Genomic DNA, 21098 nt, shown 5'->3' with positions numbered 1-21098 from the left:
TCACGCCTCGCGGCGACGCCCCGTGGCTACCAGACGGCGCGGCTGCCCGCCGCGTAGAGCGGGAAGCTGGCCGCCAGCTCCCGCGTGCGCGCCTTCGCCCGGCGCTCGCGGTCCTCGCGCGCGGCGTCGGACGCGCCCTGCGCGTCCAGCACGTCGGCGATCAGACCGCCCACCTCGCGGAACTCCGCCTCGCCGAGGCCGCGCGTGGTCAGCGCGGCGCTGCCGACGCGAACCCCGCTGGTGACGAAGGGACTGCGCTCCTCGAAGGGCACCGTGTTCTTGTTGACGGTGATGCCCGCGCGCTCCAGCGCCGACTCCGCGTCCTGGCCGGTGATCGCCATGCCGCGGAAGTTGATCAGCAGCAGGTGATTGTCCGTGCCGCCGGAGACGAGCGTGTAGCCGCGGTCGAGAAGCGTGCGCGCGAGCACCTGCGCGTTCGCCACCACGCGCGCGGCGTAGTCCTTGAAGCCGGGCTTCAGCGCCTCGCCGAAGCAGACGGCCTTCGCCGCGATGATGTGCATGAAGGGTCCGCCCTGGTTGCCCGGGAAGTTGACCTTGTTGATGACGTTGACGTGTTCCGCCTTCTCCAGGATCAACCCGCCGCGGGGACCGCGGAGCGTCTTGTGCGTGGTGCTGGTCACGACGTCCGCGTAGGGCACGGGGCTCGGGTGCGCGCCGCCGGCCACCAGGCCCGCGATGTGCGCCATGTCAACCACCAGCACGGCGCCCACCTCGTCGGCCACCGCGCGGAAGCGGGCGAAGTCGATGAAGCGCGGATAGGCGCTCGCGCCGCACATGATGAGCTTGGGCTTCTCGCGGCGGGCGGTCTCGGCCATGGCGTCGTAATCGAGCGTCTCCTCGCCCTCCTTCACGCCGTAGGAGACCACCTTGAAGAAGCGGCCGGAAAAGTTCAGCGGATGCCCGTGGCTCAGGTGCCCGCCGTGCGAGAGGTCCAGGCCCATGATCGTGTCGCCGGGCTCGAGAAAGGCCATGTAGGCGGTGATGTTCGCCTGCGTCCCCGAGTGCGGCTGCACGTTGGCGCGCTCGGCGCCGAAGAGCTCGCGCGCCCGCTCGCGGGCGAGGCGCTCGGCCTCGTCGACGATCTCGCAGCCGCCGTAGTAGCGCTTGCCGGGATAGCCCTCGGCGTACTTGTTGGTGAGCACGGAGCCCATGGCCTCGAGCACCGCCGGAGAGACGAAGTTCTCCGAGGCGATCATCTCGAGCCCCTCCTCCTGACGGCGCAGTTCGCCGATCAGGGTGGCGTGCAGCTCCGGATCGGCCTTCGCCACCTGCTCCCACTGCATCCAGTCCACGCCTTCGACCTCCCTCGGGACGGCCGGCCCGGCTCAGCGCCGCGGCTCGTCCTGCCGGTCCCGTTCGTAGTTCGTGATGCGTCCCACGCGGCGTTCGTGGCGGCCGCCCGCGAAGGGCGTCGCGAGCCAGAGCCGCAGCCACTCGCAGGCGCGGCCTGACTCGAGCCAGTTGCCGGGCAGGACGAGGATGTTCGCGTCGTTGTGCTCGCGGGACAGGCGCACGGCGTCTTCGTCGTAGACGAGGGCCGCGCGCGCGCCCTGCACCTTGTTGGCCGCGATCGACATGCCGATGCCCGTGCCGCAGACCAGCACGCCGCGCTCGGCGCGCCCGGCGGCCACGCGCTCGGCCACCGCGATGGCGAAGTCGGGGTAGTCCACCGACGCCGCGCCGTGGCTGCCGAGGTCGTCGACCTCGTGGCCCGCCTCACGGAGGCAGGCCACGAGAGCGTCCTTGAGCGCCACCCCGCGGTGGTCGGTGGCGACGGCGAGGCGCACTAGCCCTCCACGGGCGCCGGCTTGACCGGAGTCAGCCAGCCGTAGCGGTCCTCGTAGCGGCCGTTGAACATGCCGAAGAAGCGCTCCTGGAGCTGCTTCGCCACCGGCCCGCGGCTGCCGCTGCCGACGGTGATCCGGTCGATGCTGCGGATGGGCGTCACCTCGGACGCCGAACCCGTGAAGAAGACCTCGTCGGCGATGTAGAGCATCTCACGCGCGATGGTCTCCTCCCGCACCGTGTAGCCCAGCTCCTTCAGCAGCGTGATGATGGTGTTCCGCGTGATGCCCACCAGGATCGAGCCCGCCATCGGCGTGGTCCAGACGACGCCGTCGCGCACGAGGAAGAGGTTCTCGCCGCTGCCCTCGCTGACGTAGCCGTTCACGTCGAGGCCGATGCCCTCGACGTAGCCGTTGGTGATGGCCTCCATCTTGATGAGCTGGCTGTTCATGTAGTTGCTGCCGGCCTTGGCCATGTTGGGCATGGTGTTCGGCGCGCTGCGGTTCCAGCTGGCGACGCAGACGTCCACGCCCTGCTCCAGCGCCTCCGGGCCGAGGTACTTGCCCCACTCCCAGACGGCGATGGCCACGTCGATCGGGCAACCCTTCGGGTTCACGCCCACCTCGCCGTAGCCGCGGTAGACCAGCGGGCGGATGTAGCACTCCTCGAGGCCGTTGACCGTGACGGTCTCCAGCATGGCCTCGCGCAGGGCCGCGAAGTCGTAGGGCACCTGCATGCGGTAGATCTTCGCGGACTCGAGCAGGCGCCGAACGTGCTCGTCGAGGCGGAAGACCGCCGGCCCGTCCGGCGTCTTGTAGACCCGGATGCCCTCGAAGACGCTGCTGCCGTAGTGAAGCACATGGCTGAGGACGTGCACCTTGGCCTCATCCCAGGGCACGAGCTTCCCGTTCATCCAAATCGTGTCGGCCTTCTTGACCGGCATTGCCGCCTCCCTTGCCTGGGCCGGCGCGCGCTAGAGACGCGCGAGGGCCCGCTTGATGTAAGCCTCGATTTCGTCGGCTGTCCGGGCGTAGTCGGCGAGACTGCCGCCGATGGGGTCGGCGATCCCCGGCCCCAGACGCGGCGCTCCCGCCCACTCGCTGAGCAAGACCACGGACTTCAGTGCTGCTGCGGGGTACTCCTGGACGGCCAGGCGGTGTTCCTCCTCCATGGCCACGATCACGTCGGCCCAGGCCACCAGCTCACCGTTCAGTCGCTGGGCCTGGTGCCCGCTGATGTCGATCCCCCGCTCGCGCAGGGTGCGCACGCCGTTGTCGCTGGCGGCGAGCCCGTTGCGGGCGATCAGCCCCGCGGAGGCACAGTCCAGAGCATGCCCCAGCGCGGCGGCGTGGTGACGGGCGAGACCCTCGGCCATGGGGCTGCGACAGATGTTGCCGGTACACACGAAGAGCACGCGCAGCGCCGCCATGTTGTCCTTCCGGGTCTCACATCACGTGGCCCCCATCGTCAGGACGAAAGGGGTCCGGCCCTCCCGCAGTACCTTCGGCGGCCGGCAGGTCAGGTCCACCAGGGTCGAGGGCAGGGCCCCCTCCTCGGCGACCCGCAGCTCCAGCTCGGAGTCGGCGACCACGAGATCGACGTTGTCCCCAAACAGCTTAACAATTTCCTCCGCGCTTTCAAGAGGCGGCTCGCCCGCCCGATTCACGCTGGTGGAAAGCAGGGGCGCCTCCAGGCAGCCGAGCAGCTCCTTGAGGAAAGGCGTCTCGGGCAGGCGGAAGGCGACGCGCGGCGCGTCGTCCTCGCCCAGGCTCGTCCAGGCTCGAGGTGTCGCCGGCAAGGCCTTGAAAATGAACGTGATGGGACGATCGCGGTTGGCGTCCACGTGGCCGCGCTGTTCCGCGTCCAGCTCCGCATAGCGCTCGATGCAGGCCGTGTCGGGGGCCAGCAGGATGAACGGCCGGCCCGGCGACTCGTAGCCCTTGAGGCGCGCGATCTTGTCGACGATCCCGGGCGAGGTCGCCAGGCCGTGCAGCCCGTAGAGCGTGTCCGTGGGCAGCACGGCCACATGCCCCATGACCAGCGCGCGGGTCGCCTCCAGCAGTGCCCGCCGCTCGTGGACGGAGATCGAGTGATCCTTCATCTCAGCTCCATTCCTCCCTGTAACTGACCAGCTTGGCCGCGATCGCGTCATCGCTGACACCCAGGATCGCCGCGGCCAGGAGCGCGGCGTTCACCGCCCCGCCGCGCCCGATGGCCACGGTGGCCACGGGGATGCCGCGGGGCATCTGAACCATGGAGAGCAGGGCGTCCACGCCGGACAGCGCGCCGGCCTGCACGGGGACGCCGATCACGGGCAGCGTGCTGTGCGCCGCCACCACGCCGGGCAGCGCGGCGCTCAGCCCCGCGATCGCGATCAGAACCTGGAGCCCGCGGTCCCGCGCCGTGCGCGCCCATTCGGCCACGCGCTCGGGATTGCGGTGCGCGCTGGCCACCAGGCTCTCCGAGGGGATGCCCAGCTTGGCCAGCGTTTCCTCGCAGGGGGCGAGGGTGTCCTTGTCCGATGCGCTGCCGAGGATGATGCCCACGCGCGCGTTGCTCATGTCCGACCTCCGGCTCGGGAGAGGGCGCGCCAGCCGATGTCCCGGCGCAGGTAACGGTTCGCGAAGCGGATGCCGTCCACGCGTCGATAGCAGCGGTCGGCGGCCTGCTGGAGATCGCGCCCGAGGGCGGTGACCGCCAGCACGCGGCCTCCCGACGTGAGCAGGCGCTCGCCGTCGAGGCGCGTGCCCGCGTGGAAGACCCAGCAGTCGTCGTTGTCGGCGGGGGCGTCGAGGCCCTCGATGGGCAGCCCCGTCGCGTAGCTGCCGGGATAGCCCTCGGACGCCAGCACCACGGTGAGGCTGGCCTCGGGCCGCAGCGGCAGCCCCGTCGCCGGCAGTTCCATCGCGCCGGCGGCGGCGCCGGCGAGCAGGCGGCCGAAGTCGCAGTCCGCCGCCAGGCGCGGCAGCACGGCCTGCGTCTCGGGATCGCCGAAGCGGCAGTTGAACTCGAGGACGCGGGGGCCGGCCGGCGTCATCATCAGCCCGGCGTAGAGCACGCCGCGGTAGTCCACGCCCTCGGCGGCGAGGCCGTCCAGGGTGGCGCGGAAGATCCCCTCGGCGACGGGCAGCAGTTCGCCCTCGGGCAGCTCCGCCACGGGGCTGTAGGCGCCCATGCCGCCGGTGTTGGGGCCCAGATCGCCGGCGCCCGCGCGCTTGTGGTCCTGGCTGGCGGGCAGCAGGGCGAAGCGGTGGCCGTCGCAGACGGCGAGCAGGGACAGCTCGTAGCCCTCGAGCCGCTCCTCCACCAGCAGGCGACGGCCCGCGCCGCCCAGGGTCTCGCCGGCGAGCAGCTCGCGTCCCGCGGCCAGCGCCTCGGCGCGGGTGGACGGCAGCAGCACGCCCTTGCCGGCGGCGAGGCCGTCGGCCTTGAGCACCACCCGGCCGTCGCCCGCCGGGGCGAGCGCGTCGAGGGCCGCCTCCAGGCCGGCGGGGTCGTCCACCTCGCGCGCTGCGGCGGTCGGCAGGCCGTGGCGCTGGCAGAAGGCCTTGGCGTGGACCTTGGATCCCTCGAGGCGGGCGCCGTTGGCGCCGGGGCCGAAGGCGGGGACGCCCGCGGCGCGCAACGCATCGGCCAGCCCCGCGACGAGGGGGGCCTCGGGGCCGATCACCACGAGGTCGGGGCCGAGGGCCGCCAGAGCGGCGGCCTGGGCGCTTACGGGTCCGTCCGCGCGCAGGTCCGACGCGTCGAGGCTCCACCCCGCCCGGGCCGTGCCCCCGTTGCCGGGCCAGACCTGGACCCGCTCCACCGAGGGAGACTGCGCCAGACGCCAGGCGAGCGCATGCTCCCTGCCGCCGGAACCGATGACGATGACGCGCACGGGTAATCCTTTCCTTGCTGGATTGCAAATCTACCGCGAAGGCGCGTCATCGACAACCAGATTCAGGACTCAAACGCGGGAAAAGCGACGACCCAGCGCCGCGGGCGCTCGGCTCCGCCCGATGACCCCCGCGAGGGCCACCATCGTGAGCAGATAGGGCAGCATCTGCACGAAGCGCAGCGGCAGCCACGGCAACTGCAGCTGTCCCTGCAGCGACTCGGCGAAACCGAAAAGCAGCGTCGCCGCGAGCACGCCCCGCGGCCGCCACTTGCCGAAGATGAGCGCCGCCAGGGCGATGTACCCGCGCCCCGCGCTCATGTTCTTGACGAAGTAGCCCGCGCCGAGGCTGAGGAAGGCGCCGCCCAGCCCCGCGAGCGCGCCGCTGAGCAGCACGCCGGCGAGGCGCAGGCGCAGCACGGGCAGGCCCAGCGAGTCCGCGGCCTCGGGGTGCTCGCCCACCGCGCGCAGGCGCAGGCCGAAGGGCGTGCGGAAGAGCGCCCAGCCGCAGAGCGGCACGGCCGCGAGCGCGAGCAGCGTCAGCGGCGGCAGCTCGACGAACACGCGCCCCAGCGCGCCGCCGGGTCCCGTCAGCGCGATGCGCGGCGAGTTGGCGCCGCTGCCGTAGAGCATCCACATGAGGAACTCGGTGGCGCCCATGGCGAGCATGTTGAGCGCGACGCCGCTGACGATCTGGTCGACCCCGAAGCGCAGCGTGACCAGCGCGTGCAGGCTCGCCAGGAGCACGCCGGCCAGCACGGCCGCCAGCAGCGCCACCGGCAGCGAGCCGGTGGCGATCGCGGCCGCGGCCGCGGCGAAGGCGCCGACGAGCAGGATGCCCTCCAGCGCGATGTTCACCACGCCCCCCCGCTCGGAGAACATGCCGCCCAGGCCGGCGAAGAGGAGCGGCGTGGCCGTCCGCAGCGTGCCGAGCAGCAGGCCCAGGACGAGGTTCATCGCGTCCCCCGTTCGCGCGCGAGGCGACGGCGCCGCCGCGCCGCCAGCTCGCCGATCGTCACCACGAAGAGGATGATCAGCGCCTGCAGCACCACCACCAGTTCGCGGGGGACGTCGGTGAAGATGTCGATCTCCAGCGCGCCGGTGCTGAGGAAGCCGAAGAGCAGCGCCGCGAGCAGCACGCCCAGCGGGTGGTTCTTGCCCATCAGCGCCACCGCGATGCCCAGGAAGCCGAGCCCCGAAGAGAAGTTGTCCAGGAAGCGGTGGCGGTAGAGGAGCACCTCGTGCACGCCCACCAGCCCCGCCAGCGCTCCGCTCACGGCCATGGCCCGCAAGGTGACGCGGCCCACGTCGATGCCCGCCTGCCGCGCGGCCGCCGGACCTTCCCCCACCGCCCGCAGCCGATAGCCCGCCACGCCCCAGCGAAAGACGGCCCACACCGCCAGCACCGCCGCCAGGGCCAGCAGCAGCGATGGCCCCAGCGGATTCGCCGACTGGAGCCCCAGCCACGCGCCGAGCCGGCTGTCTGCAAAGGGATGCAGGTGATAGCTCGCGGCGATCGCGCGGGTGTGCGGGATCATCTGATCCGGCTCCTTGAGCGTCCGCTCCACCAGGTAGCCGGTGATGCCCACGGCCAGAAAGTTCATCATGATCGTGTTGATGACCTCGTGCACGCCGTAGCGCGCCTTGAGCCAGCCCGGAATCGCGCCCCAGAGCCCGCCGCCGAGGGCCGCCGCGACGATGGCCGTGGGCAGCGCGATCCAGCGCGGCGCGCCGGGCAGGGCCAGCGCCACGGCCGCGGCGCAGAAGGCGCCGGCGTAGAGCTGCCCCTCGCCGCCGATGTTGAAGAGCCCGGCGCGGAAGGCGTAGGCCACGCTGAGACCGGTGAAGATCAGCGGGGTGGCGTCGAAGAGCACGCGGGCGAAGCCGTCGGTGGAGCTGAGGCCCTGCTTGAAGAGCATGGGCAGCACCACCCACGGCGACGCGCCGATGGCCGCGACGATCACGCCGCAGACCACGAAGGCCAGCGCCAGCGCCGCCAGCGGCGGCCAGAGCGCCTCCCAGGCCGCGCGCGCCCAGCGTGCCGTCCGCTCAGGCACGGCGACCCTCCGCGGGCGTGGCGGCGCCGGCCGCGCCGGTCATCCAGAGGCCCAGGGTCTCCTCGTCCACGGCGTCCGCCGCGAAGCTCGCCACGAGCCGGCCCTTGTAGAGCACCGCGACGCGATCGCTCAGGGCCAGCAGCTCGGGCAGCTCAGAGGAGATGAGCAGGATCGCGAGGCCGTCCGCGCGCAGCGCCAGCAGCTGGCGGTGGATGGCCTCGATGGCGCCGACGTCCACGCCGCGGGTGGGCTGCGCCGCCACCAGGACGCGCGGACGGGCGTCCAGCTCGCGCGCCAGGATGAGCTTCTGCTGGTTGCCGCCGGAGAGCTCGGCGGCCAACTGGCCGGGGTCGGTGACGCGCAGGTCGTAGTCGGCGATGCGGCGGCGGGCCAGGGCGTCCACCGCCGCGGGGCGCAGGAAGCCGAGGCGGCTGAGGGCGGGGTCGTCCTCCTGGCCGAGGATGAGATTCTCGCGCAGGCTCATGGAGAGCACGAGGCCGCTCTTCTGACGGTCCTCGGGCACCAGGCGGATGCCCAGCGCGCGGGCGCGCTTCGGGCTGAGCGGGCCGACGCGCCGGCCGTCCAGGTGGATCGACCCGGCGTCGGGCGGCAGCAGGCCCGCCAGCACCGCCGCCAGCTCGCGCTGCCCGTTGCCCTCGACCCCCGCCAGGCCGACGATCTCCCCCGCACGCAGCTCGAGGTCCACCTTCGTCAGCGGCGCCACGCCCGGCTGGCGGTCCACGCAGAGGCCCTTCAGCGCCAGCCGCACGGGCCCCGGCGTGGCCGGCGGCTTCTCCACGCGCAGGAGCACCTCGCGGCCCACCATCATGCGCGCGAGCGTGGCCGCGTCGGCGTCCTCGCGCTCGAGCCGCCCCACGTGACGCCCCCGCCGCATCACGTCGACGCAGTCGGCGAGCGCGAGCACCTCGTCGAGCTTGTGTGTGATGAGGACGATGGTCTTGCCCTCGCCCTTCAGCCGCCGCAGCATCGCGAAGAGGAAGCGCGTCTCCTGGGGGCTGAGGACGCCGGTGGGCTCGTCGAGGATGAGGACGTCCGCGCCGCGGTGCAGCACCTTCAGGATCTCGAGCATCTGCGCCTGGCCGACGCTGAGGTCCTCGGCGGGCAGGTCGGGATCGAGTTCCAGGGACAGCCGCTCGGCGCTCTCCGCCACGGCGCGCCGCGCCGCCGCGCGGTCCAGGCGCAGGGGCGAGCCGGGCTCGGCGCCGAGCACGAGGTTCTCGGCCACGCTCAAGGTGTCCACCAGCATGAAGTGCTGGTGCACCATGCCGAGGCCGCGCGCGATCGCGTCTTCGCTGCTGCGGAACTGGACGGGCTCGCCGTCGAGGAGGATGCGCCCCGCGTCGGGCCGCAGCATCCCGAAGAGCAGGCGCATGAGGGTGGTCTTGCCGGCGCCGTTCTCCCCCACCAGGGCGTGCAGGCGTCCCGGCGCGAACTCGACGCTGACGTCCTGCACCGCGGCCACGCCGGGGAAAGAGCGGCTCACGCCCTCCGCTGCCAGGCGCCGCGCCACGCGCTATTCCCGGGGCACGCGGATGCGTCCGGCGACGATCTCCGCGGCCAGCGAGTCGGCCATGGCGGTGAGATCGGGCGTGAGCACCTCGCGGTTGTACTCGTCGACGGTGTAGCCCACGCCGCCCGAGTCGAGGCCGAACTCCTGCACGCCGCCGGCGAAGTGGCCGGCCGCGACGGCCTTGATCGTCTCGAAGACCGCGCGGTCGACGCGCTTCTCCATGCTCGTGAGCACGGTGCCGGGCGCCATGAAGTCCTGGTTGGAGTCCACGCCGATGGCGAAGACGCCCTTCTCCCGCGCCGCCTCGATCACGCCGTTGCCCGTGGTGCCCGCGGCGTGGAAGATGACGTCCGCGCCGCGGCCGATCTGCGACAGCGCCAGCTCCTTGCCCTTCACGGGGTCGGCGAAGGCGCTGGGCGTCACGCCCGCGTAGCCCACCAGCACCTTCACGTCCGGGCGCACGGCCTGGGCGCCGGCGCGATAGCCCGCCTCGAAGCGCTTGATGAGCGCCACCTCCATGCCGCCGACGAAGCCGATCACGCCGCTCGCGCTCTTCTCGGCGGCGATGGCGCCCACCAGGTAGGAGCCCTCCTCCTCGCGGAAGAGCAGGCTGGCCACGTTGGGCCGGCCCTCCACGCGGCCGTCCACGATGGCGAAGTGCGTGTCGGGGTAGTCCGCCGCCACCTTGCCCACGGAGTCCGAGAAGAGGAAGCCCACGCCGACGATCAGGTCGAAGCCCCGCTCGGCGAGCTTGCGCAGGCCCTGCTCGCGGTCCGAGTCCTGGCCGGGCTCGAACTCCACGGCCTTCACGCCCAGCTCCTGCTCGGCCTGCAGCAGCCCGCGGTAGGCGGAGTCGTTGAAGGAGCGGTCGCCCTTGCCGCCGATGTCGAAGACCATGCCCACGCGCAGCGCGTCGCCACCCTCGTCGGAGTCCGAGCCGCAGGCGGCGGTCAGCAGCAGGAGCGCGGTGAGCAGCAGCGCGAGTCGTCGCACGATGACCTCCATGCCCGGCGAACGGGTCTAGACGGTGACGCGGGTGCCGTCCGTGCCGGCCAGGGCCTCGCCCAGGTTCTCCGGCGCGCAGACCAGCACTTCCCTGCCCCCGCGCTCGAGGAAGCGCGCGGCGGCCTCCATCTTGGGGCCCATGCTGCCCGCGGGAAACTCGCCCGCCGCCTGGTGGCGGCGCAGCTCGGCCAGGTCGATGCCGTCCAGATCGCGCTGGTCCGGCTGGCGGAAGCGCACGGCCACGCGGGGCACCCCGGTGACGAAGACCAGCACGTTGGCGCCCAGCTCGCGCGCGAGCTCGGCCGCCGCGAAGTCCTTGTCGATGACCGCGTCGATCCCCTTCAGCAGCCCCTCGCGGTTGCGGCGAACGGGCACGCCGCCGCCGCCGGCGGCGATGACCACCACGCCGCTCTCCACGAGGCGGCGGATGGAATCGATCTCCACGATGTAGCGCGGCTCGGGGCTGGCCACCACGCGACGGATGCCGCGGCCGGCGTCCTCGCGCATCACCCAGCCCTTGTCGCGCGCCAGCGCCTCCGCCTCCTCCGGCCCGTAGAAGGGCCCGATGGGCTTCGTGGGCGCGCTGAAGGCGGGGTCGGCGGGGTCCACCTCCACCTGGGTCACGACCGTGGCCACCGGCCGGCGGTCGCCGATCAGGTGCAGCTCGTTGCGCAGCGCGTTCTGGATCATGAAGCCGAGGCCGCCCTGGCTGTCGGCGCCGCAGATGAAGAGCGGCATGGGCGGGATCTGGCCCTTGGCGGCCTCGTTGCGCAGCACGATGTTGCCCACCACGGGCCCGTTGCCGTGGCTCAGCACCACGCGCACGCCTTCGCGACAGAGCGAGGCCACGTGCGCCATGGTGCGCCGGGTGGTGTCGAACTGCTCGTCGATCGTGCCCGAGGACCCCACCGGCAGGACGGCGTTGCCGCCCAGGGTGATGACGAGCAGATCTGCCTGGGTATAGCGCCCCATGCCCCCCGGCCCTGGCCTAGAGGATCCGCTCGAGGGTGCCGCGCATCTGCTCCAGCGCCTGCTCGATGTTCTCCACGGAGTTCGCGTAGGAGAAGCGCAGGTAGCCCTCGCCGTGAGCGCCGAAGGACGTGCCGCTCAGCGCCGCCACGCCGGCCTCTTCGAGCAGGGCGTCGGCCAGGGGCTTGGACTTCCAGCCCGTCTCCTTGATGTTGGGGAACACGTAGAAGGCGCCTTTGGGGCTGAGGCAGCTGAAGCCCGGCAGGGCGTTCAGGCCGTTCACGATCACGTCGCGGCGCTCCTTGAAGGCGGCCACCATGCGATCCACCTCGCCCTGGGGGCCGGTGAGCGCCTCGGCGCCGGCCTTCTGGGTGAAGGCCGCGGTGCAGCTCGCGCTGTTGGTCATGAGCTTGGCCACGCGCTCGGCGAGGTGCGCGGGGAAGGCGCCGTAGCCGAGGCGCCAGCCGGTCATGGCGTAGGTCTTGGAGTGGCCCTCGAGCAGCACGGTGCGCTCGGCCATGCCCGGCATCGCGTAGAGGCTCTTGTGCTCGCCCTCGTAGATGATGCGGCTGTAGATCTCGTCGGACAGGACGAGCAGGTCGTTCTCGCGGGCGATGGTCGCGATCTCCGTCAGCTCGGCCTCGCTCAGCACGCCACCGGTGGGATTCTGGGGCGTGTTGATGATCAGCATGCGCGTCGCCGGCGTGATCGAGTCCTTGATCTTCTGGATGTCCATGCCGAAGCCGGTGGACTCCAGCAGCGGAATGGGCACGGCCTTGGCGCCCACGAAGTTGATCATCGACTCGTAGATGGGGAAGCCGGGATTCGGGTAGAGCACCTCGTCGCCGGGCTCCACGCAGGCGAGGATCGTGTAGAACATGATCGGCTTGGCGCCGGGCGTGATGACGATCTGGCCCGCGTCGACCTTCGTCCCGCGCGTGCGGGACAGGTAGTCCGCGAAGACCTCGCGCACCGCGGGGATGCCCGCGCTGGGCACGTAGTGCGTGTCCCCGCCCTGCAGGGCGGCCACGGCGGCGTCGATGATGTTCCGCGGCGTGTCGAAGTCCGGTTCGCCGATCTCCAGGTGGACGATCTTGCGGCCCTTGGCCTCGAGGGCCCGGGCCTTGGCGAGCACCTCGAAGGCGGTCTCGGTGCCGAGACGGGACATGGCGTTGGCGTAGAAGCGGCCGCGGCGGCCGCTGCCGGGAAGGGCCTTCTCGATGGACTGCATCGCGAACCTCGACTTGCTTGCTGGATGGAGTGCTGGCGCCTGCTGTCAGGCGCGGCGCGGGGCCAAGGACATCAAGGTACACGGGGTCCGGAGGGCTGTCAATCCGGAGCGGGCGGTCAGGATCGAGGGCCGTCCGAGGCGCCGGGAGCGCCGTCGAGCGCGCGCCGCAGCTGCCCGCCGGCCGCCGCGAGCCGCGCCTCGGCCGTCCGCCGATCCACCGCGGCGAGCTCCATCAGCAGCGCCGTCTTCACGCTGCCGCCGGCCTCCACCAGCCGCGACGACGCCGCCGCGTAGTCCAGGCCCGCCAGTTCCATCAGCAGGCCGCGTCCGCGCTCCACCAGCTTCGCGCTGAGCGCCTGCAGGTCCACCATCCGGTTGCCGTAGACCTTGCCGCTCAGGACCATGGCGGCCGTGCTGATCATGTTGAGGACGAGCTTCTGCGCCGTCCCCGCCTTGAGCCGCGTGGAGCCGGTCACGGCCTCGGGACCGACCAGCAGGCGGATGACCACGTCGCCGGGCACCGCGACCTCGGCGTTGGCGGTGATGAAGGCGGTGGCGCAGCCGCGCCGGCGCGCCTCCTCGACGGCCGCCACGGTGTAGGGCGTGCGGTGGCTGGCGCTGATCCCCACCACGGTGTCGACGGGGCCGGGGTCGAGCGCGGCGAGATCGTCCACGCCGGCCTGGGCGCTGTCCTCGACGCCCTCGGCGCTGCGCAGCAGGCTCGGCGCGCCGCCCGCGATGATCCCGACCACCTGGCCGGGCGGGCTGCCGAAGGTGGGCGGACACTCGGCGGCGTCCAGCACGCCCAGGCGCCCGCTGGTGCCCGCGCCCACGTAGATCAGCCGCCCGCCCGCCGCGAAACTCGCCGCGGCGCGCTCGGCCACCTGTGCCACCGCGGGCAGCGCGGCGGCCACGGCGGCGGGCACGCGGGCGTCCTCGGCGCTCATGCGCTGCACGATGCCCAGCGCGTCGAGCCGATCGAGATCGACGGTGTCCGGGTTCACCTGCTCGGTGCTCAGTCCGCGCAGCTGCCTGAGCAGTTCCTCGCCCACTAGCGCATCCTCACGACGCGGTCTTCCCAGACCACCTCGTCGCCCGCCAGATCCGTGAAGACCAGGCGCATCAGGTAGACGCCGTTGGCCACCGGGTCGCCGACGTCGTCGTGGCCGTTCCAGCTGAGCACGTGCTTCTCGCCTTCGGACAGCGCGCTCACCTGCTCGCGGTGGATGCGCCGCCCGCTCAGCGTGTAGATGCTCAGCGAGCCGTCGCGCACGCCGCCGCTCAGGGTGTACTGGAAGGTCGTGACCGCGCGGAAGGGGTTGGGGAAGATCACGCCGTCGAGCAGGCGCGCGCGCGCGTCCACCTGCAGGGCGATGCTGTCGTAGACGTCGCCCTGGTGGTGAAGCTCGAGCTGGTGCTCGCCGGGCGCCCAGGCGTAGTCGGCGTCCATCAGGTAGAGCGTGGTGTCGGGATTGTCCCCGGCGAAGGACGCCACCACGTCGGCGCGCAGCGCGCCGTCCTCCCAGAAGCTGAACTCGCCCGGCGCGAAGGTCGTGGACGGCACGCGGATCCGCATGTGCAGACGCCCCTCGCTGCGCACCCACTGGCCCTCGCGCAGGCTGTCGCCCTGGTCGCTGTAGAAGCGCACCACCTTGGCGGCCGGCAGCTCGAAGCGGCCCTCGCGGCCGGCCTGGTCGGTGACGGAGACCGACAGGTAGTCGCGGTCGCCCTCGTAGGGGACGCGCGCGGCGAGATACCAGCCCCTGGCGCCGGCGCCCTGGTCGGCGGCCAGGCTGTCCAGGGGCGCGGTCAGGTCCACCAGCAGGGTGTCGGTCTGGGTGAGCAGGCTGTCGAAGAGCGCGCTGTCCGCGTGGAAGGGCACCCAGGCCGCGCGGAGGTCGGCATTCAGGGGGCCGAGCTGGTCGTCGAGGCGCGGGGGCGCCATGCGGCTCTCGTCGACGGCCAGCGCCTCCAGCAGCAGCGTGTCGCCCGGCGAGAGAACGGGAATGTAGTCCTCGCGACCGAGCTCCACGCCGTCGGCAAAGAGCCGCACCCGCGGCGGGCGTGGATCCACGCGCGTGAGCGGGTCGCCGAGGAGGTCGTAGCGCAGGCTCGAGTTGTACTGGCCGTAGCGCAGCTCGGCGGCGAGCTGCAGGGTGCCCAGGCGCCAGTCGGGCGACAGCTGCAGCTCCGTCGGGCTGGTGCTGAACATGAGATGGATGAGCTGGCGCTCCAGGTCGACGTTGGGGAAGAGGTACTCGTAGCCGGCGCTCGCGTAGCTGGCCACCGCCCCCCGGCCACCGGAGAGGAAGAGCAGCTTCTCGCCCATGCAGTCCGCCGCGAGGTTGCCCTCGTTGAAGACGGCGAAGTCGTTGCCGTGACAGCCCAGGACCGACCACACGAAGGGCTTGCCGCCGTTGGTGAGCAGCTCCTGGTCGTCGGCCCCGTAGAGCGTCTTGAAGTACTCCTCGTGCCCGAGCAGGTTGCGGTTCGCGTGGCTCTGCACGGTCACGAAGCCCCAGCCCTTGCTCAGCGTGTCCGTGAACGCCGCCGACACGATGGGCCGCAGGTTGCTCTGCACCTCGGAGAGGATCGCCGTGGGGTGCTCGGCGAACCAGGGATCGGTGAGCACCGACAGGTACCAGGGCTCGGCGTGCAGGTCGCCGGGCACGTTCTCCGCCGCCATGTAGCTGCGCAGCTCCTCCTGCCCGCCCTCGAATTCCATCTCGTGGGTCTTGCACTCGAAGGGCTCGTAGTAGCCGTCGTAGACCCAGCAGTCGTCGGCCGCGAAGAGGAAGCGGCTGCGCCAGTCGTCGCCGCCTGCGTTGCCGTAGGTCTCGTAGCCCTCGATCTTGTCGAGCAGGGTATTCAGCTCGGTGACGTTGCCCACCGGCAGCCGGCCCATCATGAGCGAAGGCCAGGCGCCGATGCTGAACTTGACCGCGGCCTCGTCGAGCGTGACGAGCTCGTAGTTGCCGAGCACGTCCTCCTGCCGCTGGAAGCTCGGCACGAAGTCGGGCCGGGCGAGGGCGTTGACCTCCCGCGCGTCCTTGTTGGAGTCGCCGACCAGGACCAGCGCGGCGGCCCCCCACTGCTGATGGGCGAAGCGGGCGGCGTTGCGGATCGCGACGCCGCTGCGCACGCCGCCGCCGAAGAGATCCCAGACGGTGTCGTTGTCCAGCAGCCGCGCGCGGTAACCCTGGGACTCGCGGAAGTCGACCCAGCGCTGCATGCCGGCGACGAAGTCGGGGTGGCTCACGGCGAGGACGTCGCAGGGGCCGGCCTCGCCCAGCACCGCGACGTCGGCCGCCGCCGCGAGGGTGGGCGCGCGGAGCGCGTTCTCGTCCACCAGGAGAAAGCGCTCATCGCCGAGCGTGCTCTGGCGCAGGGACAGCGTGTAGTCCCCGGCCGTGCCGCTGGCGTTGGCGGCCTCGAGGAGCAGCCGCGTGGGCGTGGCGCCGGGAGCGCCGACGCGCAGCAGCTGCCAGCCCTGCCAGGGGCCGCTGAGGCCCCCGACGCGAAGCTCCAGGTCGCCGGAGAGATCGCCGCAGGTGAAGGCCAGGGAGTCGTCGACGGCCTCGTAGCGCGAGCGGTAGCTCAGCATCCAGTTGTCCAGCAGCGCGCCCCAGATCCGGTCGCGGCGAATGCGCAGCGTGTTGTCGCCGTCGGCGAGCGCGCCGGCGGGCACCACCGCGCCGTAGTCGTAGGGTTGCGCGAAGGCGAAGACGCACTGATCCAGCGCCGTCGTGCCGCCGCCGTTGACGATCTCGATGTCGAAGACGCGGGCCGTGGCGCTGTTCAGCGAGCCCTGGAAGTGCAGGTCGAGCCGGGCGGGCACGCCGTCCACGCGGCCCGGGCTGGCCATGGGCGTGTTCAGCGTGAAGCCGTCGGACGCGCTGGGCAGGTTGAAGTAGTAGAGGTTGGACGCCCAGCGCTCGTTCACGCTGTCGTAGAGCACCGTGGGCGGAAAGGCGAGGAAGTAGTCCTCGCCGACCGCGCGGCGGCGGCGCTCGAAGTCCGCGGGAGTGGTCCAGACACCGCCGTCCGTCCAGGCGGGCTCGGTGGCCATGTCGGACACCAGCGCGGGATCCACGCCCACGAAGACGGCCGCGTCGCGACCGTACCACTCGAGCCGGTCAGGGCTGTCCGTCTCGTCGGCCAGGCGTCGGCCGAGGAAGACGAGCACGTCGTCATCGTTCAGCAGCCCGTCCGCGTTCCGGTCGATCACGTAGCGCTCGCGAGGGGACTGGGTGAAGATGGGCTCGCCGCCACCGCTCCAGCTCAGGCGCTGCGTGAACACCGCCAGGCTGGCGAGCGGCGTGCCGCTGGCGATGCCCCAGCCGCCCAGCTGCGCGCCGGTGATGCCGTAGAGGCCGTCGTCGTGGGTGAGCGCCTTCACGCTGGCCTGCGCGCGCCCCGCCCGGTCGGCGTTCACCGGCGGCACGCGCCGCGCCCAGCCCGCGGCGACGTCGGCGTTGAGCAGCGCGCTGTCGTAGATCGGCTGAAAGAGCCGGTCGGGGCGCCGCAGCGTTTCGGCCGCGCCCGCCGCGGCCGCCGCATCGGGCACGAAGCGCAGTTCGATCACGAGCGTGTTCGCGAGGCGCAGGCCGCTGCCCGGCGTCCAGCTCGCCGGCGAGACGAGCAGTTCCTGAACCCGCTGATCGCGAAGCTGCCGCAGGGCGCCCAGGCGGACGTCCACGGGGTAGTCGCGGCCATAGGCCAGCGGATCGCGCAGGTACCGCTCCGAGGGCAGGCTCTCGGGCCCGCCGATGTCGTCGCGCGGGGTCGGAAAGGGCAGCGGAGCACCCGCCAGGGGCGTGCTCCCCAGCAGCTGCCAGCTCAGCACGGCGCGCTTGCCCGGGGGCAGCGCCACCTGTCCGCGCCAGCGCGGCAGCAGCGGCGCGCCCGTGAGGACGGAGTCGGCCGGCCCGGCGCTCTCGAGGTTGCAGCCGTCCAGTCGCAGGAGCACGCCGTCGGCGCTTTCGCGGATGGCGTCGGTGTCGAAGTCGAGCCGGAGGCGCAGGCCGTCGGCATCGTTCCGGAGGACCTGGCTGACGGGCGCGCCCGAGCGCGCAGCGGCGGGTCCAGCCGGCAAGGCGAGGACCAGCCCGGCGCCCAGGAGCATGGGGAACAGCAGGCGTCGAAGCTGCACGGATCCCTCCCGGTGAGGGTTGGGGTGAAGGATCGCATCCAGCAGGGATGGTGGCACAGGGCAGGTAGAGCGGCCCCTGGCTTCAATTTAGCATCCGGCGCGGGCCCTGTCCAGCGCCGCACGGGCCGGGGGGCGCAGCCGTGGCCCGAAGCGCAGAATCCCTCCCCTCGCGGTACAACCGCGTGGAGAGGGATTCTGCGTGAAGCGCTCCAGGAGGGCGCTAGTCGACTAGTACAGCGACTTGACGCTGCCCCAGCTGCTGACCTCGGTGGCCGTGCCGCAGCCGCAGCTGCAGTTGCCGGTGGTGCAGTTGACCGTGAAGGTGCAGCCGCTCACGGGGATCTCATCGAAGTTCGTGTCCACGATGATGATGTTGCCGCCGCCGCCGACGTCGCCGGGCACGATCTCCATCTGGTAGTCGTTGCCGAGCCAGGTGTCGCTCAGCGGGAAGAAGTCCACGGTGCCCAGGAAGGCATCGGGGCCCGCGAGGGGCACCTGGAAGGCCAGCGAGAGGTCGGTGGCCGGTCCGCCGATCACCAGCTCGGTGTCCCAGTTCTGGGTGATGAGTCCGCCGGCGCCGGGCCAGTTGGCCACCTTGAACTCGACGGAGGTGCACGCGTCGATCTCGGCGGGATCCATGTGGGCGTAGAAGTACACGGTGACCGTGACGTAGGCCGTGTTCATGACGGCGTCGCAGGACGACATGAGGTCGTCGCTGTAAATGCCGATCCACGAGGTCTGAGACTGCGCCTGCGCGGAGCCCACAGCCAGCGCCAGCAACGCAAACACCACGAGCATTTTCTTCATCATGACCCTCCTGCGGGTACCTCGGAGTAGAGCAATCCGTCGCCTGAGTACGGCGTCGAGCCCGGGTAAACTAACACCGGGCTTTTCGGAGTGTCAATAAAAAGGGGGCCGCCGTGTGGGGAATTCACGCGATGTTCTCGCGGAAACAGAGAAGGCCGCCGGCGATGCCGGCGGCCTTCGAAAACCAGGACTTGTGCTAGCGTCTAGACTAGTACAGAGCCTTGATCTGGCCCCAGGTCGCATCCTCGGTCGCGATCGTCTCGGTGCAATCGCAGCCGTAGGGCAGGCCACCCGTGCAGTTGAAAGTGAAGAAGTGCTGCGCGGTCTCGCAGGGCACCTCGTTGAAGTCCGTGTCCACGACAACCAGGTTGCCGCTGTCGTTGCTCGCCATCACGGTCATGCGGAAGTCCGGACCGAAATCGCTGAGCACGAAGAAGTCAACGGAACCCATGAAGGCGTTCGGACCAGGAATGGCCGGCGAGAAAGCCAGCGCGATGCCGTAGCCCAGATCACCGATCACCAGGGTGGTCTCCCAGTGAGGGGTCATCAGCGCCATGGTGGCACCGGGCAGGTTGTCCACGCTGAACTCGGCCGCGGTGATCGCGGTGATTTCCGGAGGCAGGACCGCGAAGAAGTACACGGTCGAGGTGGCGTACTGCGTCACGTCCGCCTGGCAGAGCACACCCTGATCGTCGGCGTACATGCCGATGAAGGGCTGCGTCTGAGCGGCGGCGAGGCTGCTCATGGCGGCCAGAAGCAGAAGAGCGACCATCAGTTTCTTCATGTTGCAACTCCTTGAGATGTAAGAAGTGGTGTCAAGCCTGAGCTTGGTACCTTTTGCCCAGTTTAGAGCCTGAGCTTCGCTCTTCGAACCCTGCTTGCCAGCCGGAGACGTCTCCAGGTACTCGGCCGGCGTTTCTGGGTGGGGCCACCGGAGAACCGGCGGCCCCGATCAACCGCAAGTCGAAACTAGTACAGAGCCTTGATCTGACCCCAGGTCGCATCCTCGGTCGCGATGCCGTCCTGGCACTGGCAGCTGCCGTAGACGCCGCCGGGCGTGCAGTTCACGATGCAGCTCCAGCCAGCGGCCGGAATCTCGGCCGCCGTGTCCGCATCCACGACCAGGATGTTGCCGGCGCCCGAAGGCACGACTTCCATCGCATGATCCGCCGGGACGGCGGCCAGCAGGAAGTAGCTGATGCTGCCCAGGTAGGCCAGAGGCGCATCGAGCGGCGTCGTGAAGGCCAGGGCGACGCCATCCGGGGTCATGATGTCACCGATCACCAGGGTGGTGTTCCAGGCGACGGTGGCGATGGCCATGCCGGTCAGGTTCACGCCGGAGGCGCCGAACTCACAGGCGGACATAGCGCCGATGTCGTCCAGCTGGGCGAGGAAGTAGACGGGCACGGTCGTATACTGAGCGGTCATGTTCGCAGTGCAGTTCAGGGCACCCTGGTCACCGAAGATACCGATGACGCTGGCGCTGGCCGCACCGGCCATGAGCATCAGGCTAAGAGCCAAAGCAGCGATCACACTCTTTTTCATTGGGCGAACTCCTCTACTAGTTGATGCCGACAGGTGAACAAGCTGCAACGCCAACGTACCGTTTTCAGCTTACACTCTTCGGTTCCGGGTCCCTTCCAGCGGGCCCCGGTGTGCCCCGCGGCGATCCGCGGGGCACAGTGGGGTCAAACCTCGATTAAGGGCAGTCGCTGTTGTTGTAGAACCCAGCGAAGATACCGAAGTCCGCGACCGTAACGCTGGGCGTGCCGCCGCTCTCGTTAAAGTCCGCGCAAGCAAAGCTGCCCTGGTAGTACGCACCGAAGATACCGAAGTCGCCAGCCGTCACCGCGCCGTTCCCATTCAGGTCCGGGCTGTTGAAGCTGAGCGTCAGGTTCTCGATCACGTTACCCACGGCAACGACGTCCATGCTGATCGTGGCGCAGTCGTAGTCCACACCGGACACGCGAGCCGCCACGCCGCCGCGGGGGGTACCCGTGAACGTGGTGTGGCCCTCGTCAGGCGCGAAGGTGGAGCTGTCCGCAACGACGCCACCGGGGCAGAAGGACGTGATGGAAGTGGGATCACTCAGCCAGATGTCGGAAGCGACCACCTCGACCGGGTTGTTGCCCGTGTCGTTCAGGTAGACGTCGATCCGATGGTTGGTCGGGATCGTGAAGCTGTCGGCGCCGCCGGGCGCGATGGTCATGATACCGGTAGAGGCGATCGTCGCGTAGCTATTCGTAGGATCGACGATACCGGCGTTGGCGATGGAATTGATGGCCAGGAGCGCCAGCGCAGCCATCAGCGCGAAAACCTTCCTGCTAGTCATTGGCAGAAGCACCTCCTACAAAAGGTAGCATTGAGCGACAGTCCCGACTGGCAAGGACGAAGCGATCGCTCGGTTGTATGTAAGCAAGGGCACTACTTGCAGGGGCCTTAAGGATACCACCTTCGTCCCCACTTACTCAAGCCACAGTTGCGTTACCGTTCGCTGAACAGCTCCACTCCCGTGGGGAAACTTCCTGCGGTGGATTGGAATTATATCAGAGCCCCAAAATCCGTGTCAACCGGCATTCTGGGGTGACTGGCAATACTAACGCTGTCTTGTCAAACCGCTTACAGGACATGCAGGGCCTTTTCGACCCGGACCGGGAAGCCCG

Annotated in this window: 19 protein-coding genes; all 19 read right to left on the bottom strand. The window is 70.6% G+C overall.

The genetic code is table 11. The features are described from left to right. Positions 1-26: 26 nt before the first annotated feature. Entirely contained in the window at positions 27-1304 is a 1278-nt protein-coding gene (locus H6693_00425; protein MCB9514642.1) for a serine hydroxymethyltransferase, read from the bottom strand. A 42-nt stretch (positions 1305-1346) separates the two neighbouring features. Further along, positions 1347-1808: a ribose 5-phosphate isomerase B gene (gene rpiB / locus H6693_00420; protein MCB9514641.1), complete on the bottom strand. Its 462-nt coding sequence runs from the start codon at positions 1806-1808 to the stop codon at positions 1347-1349. After that, positions 1808-2749 carry a branched-chain amino acid transaminase gene (locus H6693_00415; GenBank protein MCB9514640.1) on the bottom strand — a complete coding sequence of 314 codons (942 nt, stop codon included), beginning with the start codon at positions 2747-2749 and terminating at the stop codon, positions 1808-1810. Before H6693_00415 ends, rpiB begins: the two co-directional genes overlap by 1 nt. 30 nt (positions 2750-2779) lie before the next feature. Continuing rightward, positions 2780-3235, bottom strand: coding sequence for a low molecular weight protein arginine phosphatase (locus H6693_00410; protein MCB9514639.1), 456 nt, complete (start codon positions 3233-3235; stop codon positions 2780-2782). 21 nt (positions 3236-3256) lie between these two features. Then, complete coding sequence (locus H6693_00405; protein MCB9514638.1) at positions 3257-3907, bottom strand: L-threonylcarbamoyladenylate synthase; 651 nt, start codon at positions 3905-3907, stop codon at positions 3257-3259. Position 3908: 1 nt separating this feature from the next. Beyond that, positions 3909-4367, bottom strand: a complete 459-nt coding sequence (purE, locus tag H6693_00400) for a 5-(carboxyamino)imidazole ribonucleotide mutase (GenBank protein MCB9514637.1) — start codon at positions 4365-4367, stop codon at positions 3909-3911. Then, entirely contained in the window at positions 4364-5686 is a 1323-nt protein-coding gene (purD, locus tag H6693_00395; GenBank protein ID MCB9514636.1) for a phosphoribosylamine--glycine ligase, read from the bottom strand. The genes purE and purD overlap by 4 nt, the downstream gene beginning before the upstream one ends. A gap of 69 nt (positions 5687-5755) precedes the next feature. Further along, complete coding sequence (locus tag H6693_00390) at positions 5756-6640, bottom strand: ABC transporter permease (protein ID MCB9514635.1); 885 nt, start codon at positions 6638-6640, stop codon at positions 5756-5758. Next, positions 6637-7740: an ABC transporter permease gene (locus tag H6693_00385; GenBank protein MCB9514634.1), complete on the bottom strand. Its 1104-nt coding sequence runs from the start codon at positions 7738-7740 to the stop codon at positions 6637-6639. Before H6693_00385 ends, H6693_00390 begins: the two co-directional genes overlap by 4 nt. Continuing rightward, positions 7733-9271: an ABC transporter ATP-binding protein gene (locus H6693_00380; protein ID MCB9514633.1), complete on the bottom strand. Its 1539-nt coding sequence runs from the start codon at positions 9269-9271 to the stop codon at positions 7733-7735. The genes H6693_00385 and H6693_00380 overlap by 8 nt, the downstream gene beginning before the upstream one ends. A 3-nt stretch (positions 9272-9274) precedes the next feature. Further along, positions 9275-10276 carry a BMP family ABC transporter substrate-binding protein gene (locus H6693_00375; protein ID MCB9514632.1) on the bottom strand — a complete coding sequence of 334 codons (1002 nt, stop codon included), beginning with the start codon at positions 10274-10276 and terminating at the stop codon, positions 9275-9277. Positions 10277-10291: 15 nt separating this feature from the next. Next, positions 10292-11248: a carbamate kinase gene (arcC, locus tag H6693_00370; protein ID MCB9514631.1), complete on the bottom strand. Its 957-nt coding sequence runs from the start codon at positions 11246-11248 to the stop codon at positions 10292-10294. A gap of 16 nt (positions 11249-11264) precedes the next feature. Beyond that, positions 11265-12476, bottom strand: coding sequence for a pyridoxal phosphate-dependent aminotransferase (locus H6693_00365; GenBank protein ID MCB9514630.1), 1212 nt, complete (start codon positions 12474-12476; stop codon positions 11265-11267). A 116-nt stretch (positions 12477-12592) separates the two neighbouring features. Further along, entirely contained in the window at positions 12593-13504 is a 912-nt protein-coding gene (gene murQ / locus H6693_00360; protein ID MCB9514629.1) for an N-acetylmuramic acid 6-phosphate etherase, read from the bottom strand. 23 nt (positions 13505-13527) lie between these two features. Then, on the bottom strand, positions 13528-17628 hold the full coding sequence (locus H6693_00355; GenBank protein MCB9514628.1) for a hypothetical protein: 4101 nt from the start codon (positions 17626-17628) through the stop codon (positions 13528-13530). A gap of 228 nt (positions 17629-17856) precedes the next feature. Beyond that, positions 17857-18435: a hypothetical protein gene (locus H6693_00350; GenBank protein MCB9514627.1), complete on the bottom strand. Its 579-nt coding sequence runs from the start codon at positions 18433-18435 to the stop codon at positions 17857-17859. A gap of 208 nt (positions 18436-18643) precedes the next feature. Then, positions 18644-19219 carry a hypothetical protein gene (locus H6693_00345; GenBank protein MCB9514626.1) on the bottom strand — a complete coding sequence of 192 codons (576 nt, stop codon included), beginning with the start codon at positions 19217-19219 and terminating at the stop codon, positions 18644-18646. A gap of 185 nt (positions 19220-19404) precedes the next feature. Further along, complete coding sequence (locus tag H6693_00340; protein ID MCB9514625.1) at positions 19405-19863, bottom strand: hypothetical protein; 459 nt, start codon at positions 19861-19863, stop codon at positions 19405-19407. 271 nt (positions 19864-20134) lie between these two features. Continuing rightward, a complete protein-coding gene (locus H6693_00335) occupies positions 20135-20767 on the bottom strand; it encodes a hypothetical protein (protein MCB9514624.1) in 633 nt (210 codons plus the stop codon). Positions 20768-21098 lie beyond the last annotated feature (331 nt).

The organism is Candidatus Latescibacterota bacterium (assembly GCA_020633725.1).
Classification (GTDB): Bacteria; Krumholzibacteriota; Krumholzibacteriia; order JACNKJ01; family JACNKJ01; genus VGXI01.
This window is presented reverse-complemented; position numbering and strand designations above follow the sequence as displayed.